Consider the following 7,500-nt stretch of genomic DNA (forward strand, 5'->3'; position numbering starts at 1 on the left):
TTAATCGAAGAAGGAACTCTTAAAAAACTAGAAAACGGAACTTTTTCCCCATCCGACAAAAGTCGAGATATCCAGATTCCGAATACGTTAAACGACGTTTTGCTTGCTCGTGTGGACCGCCTTCAAGAAAGAGAAAAAATCGTTTTGAAAACGGCTTCCGTAATCGGTCGCTTGATCAACGTGGATACTCTCAATCATCTATTGCCGGTCGAATTCCGCTCCGAGATCCAGAACATTCTGCAAAGTTTGGAAGGTTTAGATCTAACCCCTCTTGAGGTTACGGATCCTCTTACATATATCTTCAAACATATCGTGATTCGGGATATTGTCTACAACACTCTTTTGCATTCCACAAGAGAAGACCTTCACAAGAAAATCGCATCGTTTATCGAAAAAGAAAACGAAAACAATGTGACAGAGATGGCGGATATTCTTGCGTTTCACTATCAGCAGTGTTCGGACTTTGAAAAGGCATATAAATATTCTTTGATGGCCGCTCGTAAAGCCAGAAGTAAATATGCGAACAGGGACGCAATCTATCACTACAGCAAGGCATTGGAAATGATTTCTCAGTTTGAAACGACGAAAGGAGAAGTCTATTACGAAATCAAACAGGAGCTCGCACACGCCCACCGTCTCCTCGGAGAGTATTCGATCGCAGAAGTCCTCTTCAAAGAATGTTTGGAAAACAAATCCACGCTCAATTTGATTCGTTCTTATACGGGATTGGGTCAGGTCTATCAAGAACAGGACGACATTTCCCGTGCGATGGATACCTTGGAAAAAGCCCTTCGTATTACGGGCATCCGTCCACCAAAAAGCAGACCGGATACGATATTCAAAATCGTATTACAACTTTCTTTTGTTCTTCGTTTTTCTATATTCGGTTCTTCTTATACGTCCTCGAACAAAGCAGAACGATTGAAACTTAGATGTATCATTTTGACTACTTTAGCCAAATTATACATCATGAAAGACGTTAAAAAATTCGGTTGGTCCGTGTTTACCCAATACAACGCGACACAAAGATTTGAAGATCCGGTACGCCAATCTCTCGCGGAATGCGCACTCGGTCAGGTTTTTGTCGGAATGAATCTTTTTGGACCCTCGAAACATTTTCTGATCAGAGGAAGAGAACTAGCCGAAAAAACGGGAGACCCTTACGCAAAAGCGATCAGTATTTTGGTACAAAGCGCGTATTACATGATGCTCAACCGTTCGGATTTAGGACTTCCTTTTCTTCACGATTCGATTTCGATTTATCGCCAGGTCGGCGAAAAATGGGATTTGCTTTCCGCACTTTCTTCGGGCGGTTTTCTTTATTATCTTCAATCCGATTTTAGAACCGCAAAGAAATATTTCGACGATATCGGAGAACTCGCGAGCGATTTAGGCGCTCAGTTACAACTCCGATGGACTCGAATTTGGTCTCCGTACCTCGGATATCTTCTCGGCGAAATGGAACCTTTCGAGTTAGAAAAAAAATTGTTAATCGAAGCCGAAAGAGCGGCTTTAGAAAACGACGTCATGAACGAGCTCTCCACGATCAATAAATTGTTGAAACTCACAATGCTCGAAGGTTGGCCTGAAAAAGCCGCATATTGGTCTAGAAGAAGTTATGCGGGATTCCTAAAATGCGAAGTGAAATTTCCTCAACTTCAAATCGGAAACGTTTATCTCGCGGAAGCCGCTCTTTATGCAAAAAGAGAGTTAGGCGATAAGAGCTTGGATAAAATCATTAATTACGGTTTAAAACACAGTTTAAAACTCGGGAAATCTCTTCCTTATCTTTACGGCCCCGCTTTGATGCTCAAAGGAAAGTTAAAGCTCCACGACGGAAATCGGAAAAGTGCGGAAGCCATCTTTAAAAAAGCTGAATCCTTTTTGTCCAACACGTTGAATCAATGGGAATACGCGACTGCACTGTATGAAGCCGGCTTGCTTTTGGAAGATAAAAATCGTATTTCGATCGCAAAGGGAATTCTACAACAACTCGAAGCTAAGGCGGATTTAAAACGTTTGGAAGAAAGTTCGATCGTTTGAACGTTTGCTTCAAAGTCGTCCCAAAACCTTAAAGCAAATCTGTTTCAATCATTCAGTAGGTTCTTAATACGCAGAAATTCCTGCAGATTACCTGAGATAGTTTATGAGTTTTCGAAAGTCTTTTTCGTTGTTAAATAGGAACTCCCACATTGGAAGGTTTTGTGGTAAGTTCCAAATTCAAAGGACAATTATATAAAAGTGTCGTAGGACCGTAAGATCTTATTTGAAACGGCCCCTACTGCATCTGCAAATAAGTTACGGCGAAAGGAACCTGCCTCCAAGTTTACGATAAATTAAATCCTTACTCCAATCTCTTTCGGGTGAGGTATTTAGTTTAACGTTAAAGAATGAATTAGGTTGGGCATTTTCGTACCAAAGATAGATATAGTCTTTCCAACTTCCTCTGTCCCAAACCACAAGAAAATAATAATATTTCCCATAAGTATCGAAATCTTTGAATACGACCGAACCTCCATCCTCCAAACATCCTTGATTCGTTACTACCATTTCGAGTAGCTTGGAACCATTATTAAACTTGGGATAGTTGGCGAAATAGGATCATACGCTAAATTCTGCCAAACCGGAAGTTGAAAATGGTCTTTGGAAACTAGTATATATTCTCCGTAGCTCGGGGTCCAGTTCCAAGAATAATAACTATTATTATAAGCAGCGATTTTGTTCTTTTTAGGATCCCATGTAAAAGGAATTCCAGCGTAACTTGGCTCGTTCGCTTTTAGTATAACGTGAGTTCGGTATAACAAAATGCGAAAGCGATTGTAGTGGAAATTCCAAAGGAATTGGAGCGAAAAGCGCGGTCGCGAGCCATTTTATCTATGAAATTCGCGAGCTGCGACGACGACCCATAGGGAGTCGTTGCACTTTAGTTTCTTATTCGCCCAAACTTTCTTACGCCGAACTCACGTTATTCTACTTGTCTATCGGAAGTGTTATAAAGTCCGATATAAAAAATCCCAGAATGTCGCAAGTATTGCTTGGTGTTTCCAAGCAAGAATTCAAAACACTCTACGTTTCATTTGGTATTGCGTATTTGTCTTTAAAAGAAGAAATAAAACATAATTTTACAAAAGGCAGAAAATCAATCTTATAGGATATAGAAGAGAATTTTTTCTTTTTTATCTAAAAACTTATCCGACTTACGACGTAATTACTGATCTCTACATAAAAGAGCACCATCAGTTTTAGCACAAATACACATTTAGACGCAGAATTTTGGACACTCTATTATGTAGAGATTGAGTAGTCCGATCAATCGTCGTGAAGGCTTTTCTCTAACGAGTTCATATTGGATGATAAAAAATGCGAAAAAATATTTACGGCTCCGGTTGGGGCGCCATATCAGAGCTTATCCCAACTCCGAAATGAAAGCGAAACACTTTTATGAAGCCGAATTATACGATCGTATTCGAAACGGTTCCTTGCAGCCAATCGTGGTTTCTAAAAAACTGATCCAAGTTTTTCCAAATGTTGATGTGTATTATCACTCACGTTTATACAAAGAAATGAATGAATTAATAGAGTATGAAATCGAGGACGAAACCGGAAACTTTTTCGATTTCTGACAGAGAAGAATTTCTTTCAAGGATCGAAGCCGGAAACGGGGGAGATGGTGTTATCATTCGAAAGAATTTCAAAATGAGGAAGTTTACTTTAATGTATTTAGCGATCCCGAAGGTTGTTCTACCGTGGTTTTGGATATCGCAGGCAATACTTCCAACGGAATTCTTTCGAAATTTATCGAAGGAAAATATCAACACCTGAATCTTTCTATTTGCGGAAAGTTTGTTAAAATCGCCAAATCGATTCGATCCCGGTTTTTCTTAGGAGCAGAGATCGACTATCCTCCGTGGAAGGCGTTTACGATCCAACGGCTCCACGGAAATCAATCTCACGATTTCGATTTTTCTCGAACTCATTTGATCGGATGGGATATATCAATCGATTCTAGGAAAATCGTAGATAGTAATAGGCTACGGATTGAGAATTTTATTTCAATTTCTGCAGATTCCTATTCTATCTTATACGAACATTAGAATATTAAAACTATAGAATTAATTTCATTTTGCAATTCTCACTTTGCCTTTTTACCGATAAAGAACGCAATCGCACCAATCACGTATAATTCATATTCTTTGAAATTCTCTTTGAGAGCCGCTTCCAAATCGGGAAGTGTGTCTTCGGTATTATGAAACACTCCTTTTCGGTTTAATTTTTTCATTCCGATTTTGGATAAGAAATGAGTCTGACCTAAATCGTGTAAGCCGGTGGATCCGAAGATGACCCCGTCCGGTTTGCGGATTTTCAAAAGATTCTCGAATGCGATTGAGGCTTTTTTTCGGATGGGTCCGGGAACACAGTGAAACAAGAAATTCAATCCGATCGAATCGAATTTTTCCTTTATATGGATCGGTTCCAATATGTTAGCCCTATAAGCGTTGAACTGCCCCGCTATTTTGGAAAGCCTTCTTCTAGATTCTATCAGAGTATTCGGATTTAAATCCATTACCGAGATGATCGGCTTTTCTACCGGAAACTTCGCATTTTGCAGAAGATAACCCGTTCCCACTCCTATATCCAAATGATTACCGCTTAGATTTCGACTGTATAAATCGATCATATTCTGCGGAACACAGCGCCAAAACCACCTACTGATGATATGTAAGACGAAGAGGTCGTAAAACCTCAGAAAACTCGGAGTATAAACCTGTTGTCCTTTTATAACTTCCTGGCTGTACTGATTTTCAGACATACCAAGATCGATATACAGTTGATTTTGTTGCATTTTTAATCCTTTTTGTATTCCGGAATTTACCGTGTATAAGGAATGATTTATTCTTTCCTCAAATCTTTCAAGTATATTCCCGAATCACATTATTTTATTATTGTATTCAAAAAATATGGAATATTATCACAGAACGCAAAACTTTCCGCACCGGATCATAGTCCGGCACAGATCGAAGCGGCCGTATGTTCGGCCACCGCAGAAATCGTCATCACCGGGTGAAATCCGATCGAAGACGGGATTGCAGATCCGTCGGCGATGAATAAATTTTTATAACCGAATACTTCTCCAGTTTCAGATACGACCCCCTTATCCGGATTAGAGGCGAGAATACAACCCCCAAGAGAATGTACTGAAATAATCCGATTAAACAACAAAAAGGTTGCCAGCGGTCCGAATTGTCCGCCGTATGCATCTCCAACTTGTTGCATGGAGGTGGTCATATTTTGGATGAGGGTCTTATTTTCTTTGGAATACTTCCACTTCACATCTATATTCTTACCTCGACGAACGATTTTTCCGTTTGCGTTATCCCTTCCGATCGCAAATAAGTTGGTCATATAAGTAGGGTCGCCCGCACCCGGAAGCCCCGGCGGCAACGGTTTTGAAAGTAGCCCCCTTTTAAATACGAAGGGCAAAATCCATTCCAAACTTTTCCAAAAAAGAGGACCGATCATTCTTAACAACCAATTCGGTTTAGAAATTCCTAATGAAGCGAGCACCGTCATTACGGGTTGGTTGAATGTGGGCGCCGCCATCGTAAACTGAAATCCCTTCGGAAAATAATTGATTACCGTTGTAACGTCCGGGCCATCCCAAGGTTTGAGTTCGGTTTTACTCGATTCGATCCCTCCCAGAAAATCCCCGTTTCCGGAATATCCTTTTCCAAGCTGTTTACTAAGATTCGGTAAGGTTTTGTATTTGTCTCTACTATTGAAAAGAATTCGATTGGTTCCCAACGTTCCCGCGGAAAGAACAACTCTTTTGGCATATACAGACCGTTTTTCTCCAGTTTCCGTATTTTCGTAGTAAACCACATAACCGTTTTTTGGATCGGGAGCGATATGAGATACCAGAGAATTGATTTGAAATACGGCCCCGTTTTTTTGAGCGTCAGCAATATAATTAAAATCTAATGTATTTTTAGCCCCGTGATTACACCCGAATTCACACTCCGCACAACGTACACATGTGGATTGTCCCGGTCTAGAAGGTTTTAGCCAGCTAGCAGCCTCATCCGGATCGAAATAAGTGTGCTGATTCAATTCCGCGGCGGCTCGAAATTTATTCCTTTTCGGAAGATCCCACTCCGGTGGAACTGGCTTTACGTCGAACTTGGCCGCGACTTTATCGTAATAAGGATCCAGATAGTTTCGATTGAACGGAGCAGGCCAGCGAGGATCTTCAAATACCTTATGGTCGGGACGGATATGAATGTTGGCATAGATAAGCGACCCTCCCCCCAAACCGGAAGCCGTCACGGTTCCGAGCCCGCTGAAAAAATTGAGTTCATAAAGTCCCAAGGATTTTCTTTTTTTAGGATAACGCCAGAGGAGATTATCAGTTTGGCGCACGTCCCGCGGGAAATCTCCCGGAGAATATTTTTTTCCCCTTTCTAAAACAAGAACCTTTTGACCTTTTTCGGAAAGTCTTAAGGCGCTGATGGAACCTCCGAAACCGGAGCCGATTACAATTGCGTCGTAGTATATATTGTCTTTTGACATGCTTTCTTCCGTGAAGTTATATTAGTGATTTATAAAATTAAAAACTCTTCAATACAGATTTAAAGACTGAAGTATCAAAGGATATACGTCCTTGTGAGCGTTTTTACCAAATATACAATCGATATGTCCGTAATCAGGAATCACATGACGGTTATATTGATTCGGATCGAACCGATCGATTAGTTTTTTGTAAGTCAGCTCCGTACTTTCCGGAAGATAACAACGATTCTCCGCTCCATGAATGAACGTGATCGGCAGATTAAGTCGATCCCAATTCGGAACATACACGTCTTTTCCTTCCGAGTTCACAACCTTGTGGGCACGGATCATCTTGGACAAATGTTCAAACGCTTTTATGTTGGACACTCCGAACATTTCTCCCAAACCGTATCGATAGGTCTCTTCATTCAAATTTTCTAATCTATAAAGGCTTCCGTAAAGAAAAGAAATTCTTCTACTGACCGGATTTACATCGTGAGAGAAAAGAGACTGAGGTTGTAGCGCCAAAACGCTATTGAAAAATTTATCCAACCATCCGTCTTTATCGCTCGTATACGCCGTCATGTCTTCGATTCCCAGCGCATCCAAAATCTCCGCCGTATGAAGTCCCACTTTGATATCCATAGAAGTGGGAACCTCCACATCCGCTGAAATTTGAGAAAGAACCACGGAACGAACTCCTTCCAGACCCGCAAGCAACGCCATCGTAAACGTGGTCGCGCCAAAACAATGAGCGACTACTTGAATTTTATCTACTTTGGTAAGCTCTCGAACCTTATTCACCGCGGCAGGGTAATCTTTCGTTGCGATCACGTCTCCGGTGTTAGGTAGAGGAGCCGAAGGAAGGGCAATTGAGGTTCTATAATCGAAAAGCCAAACGTCGTATCGATTTTCGAAAAGATATTCCAAAAGATTAGTATCGATGGTATCGAT

At 40.9% G+C, this 7,500-nt stretch carries 5 protein-coding genes and 2 pseudogenes (2 of these 7 only partly in view); 3 read left to right on the forward strand and 4 right to left on the reverse strand.

What is annotated here, in order from left to right:
• A protein-coding gene (locus LEP1GSC062_RS05155; RefSeq protein WP_010577180.1) for an adenylate/guanylate cyclase domain-containing protein crosses the window boundary here: on the forward strand, positions 1–2,043 show its 3' portion. 2,151 nt of this gene lie to the left of the window's left edge; 2,043 of the gene's 4,194 nt are visible here — the last part of the coding sequence; its start codon lies off the left edge, out of view; the stop codon is at positions 2,041–2,043.
• A 255-nt stretch (positions 2,044–2,298) separates the two neighbouring features.
• Here LEP1GSC062_RS05155 and LEP1GSC062_RS21105 read toward each other — a convergent pair.
• Positions 2,299–2,780: pseudogene (locus LEP1GSC062_RS21105) on the reverse strand (hypothetical protein); the annotation flags it as partial.
• 642 nt (positions 2,781–3,422) lie between these two features.
• Here LEP1GSC062_RS21105 and LEP1GSC062_RS24560 point away from each other — a divergent pair.
• Positions 3,423–3,623, forward strand: a complete 201-nt coding sequence (locus LEP1GSC062_RS24560; RefSeq protein ID WP_167324060.1) for a hypothetical protein — start codon at positions 3,423–3,425, stop codon at positions 3,621–3,623.
• 123 nt (positions 3,624–3,746) lie between these two features.
• Positions 3,747–4,094 carry a hypothetical protein gene (locus tag LEP1GSC062_RS24565; protein WP_010577183.1) on the forward strand — a complete coding sequence of 116 codons (348 nt, stop codon included), beginning with the start codon at positions 3,747–3,749 and terminating at the stop codon, positions 4,092–4,094.
• Between the two features lie 38 nt (positions 4,095–4,132).
• On the opposite strand, the gene LEP1GSC062_RS05180 is transcribed toward LEP1GSC062_RS24565, so the two are convergent.
• The 3 genes and pseudogenes from LEP1GSC062_RS05180 to LEP1GSC062_RS05190 all read right to left on the reverse strand — a co-directional run.
• Positions 4,133–4,843 (reverse strand): class I SAM-dependent methyltransferase, encoded by a 711-nt coding sequence (locus tag LEP1GSC062_RS05180; protein WP_010577184.1) that lies wholly within the window; start codon positions 4,841–4,843, stop codon positions 4,133–4,135.
• 155 nt (positions 4,844–4,998) lie between these two features.
• Complete coding sequence (locus LEP1GSC062_RS05185) at positions 4,999–6,567, reverse strand: GMC oxidoreductase (protein WP_010577185.1); 1,569 nt, start codon at positions 6,565–6,567, stop codon at positions 4,999–5,001.
• 48 nt (positions 6,568–6,615) lie between these two features.
• Positions 6,616–7,500: pseudogene (locus tag LEP1GSC062_RS05190) on the reverse strand (alpha/beta fold hydrolase); it runs 2,530 nt beyond the window's last position.

This window comes from Leptospira alexanderi serovar Manhao 3 str. L 60 (assembly GCF_000243815.2).
GTDB lineage: Bacteria > Spirochaetota > Leptospiria > Leptospirales > Leptospiraceae > Leptospira > Leptospira alexanderi.

Bases quoted from the DNA above. Each gene is read 5' to 3' on its own strand.
- LEP1GSC062_RS24560 (WP_167324060.1), top strand. From the start codon at position 3,423: ATGAAAGCGAAACACTTTTATGAAGCCGAATTATACGATCGTATTCGA.
- LEP1GSC062_RS05180 (WP_010577184.1), bottom strand. From the start codon at position 4,843: ATGCAACAAAATCAACTGTATATCGATCTTGGTATGTCTGAAAATCAG.
- LEP1GSC062_RS05185 (WP_010577185.1), bottom strand. From the start codon at position 6,567: ATGTCAAAAGACAATATATACTACGACGCAATTGTAATCGGCTCCGGT.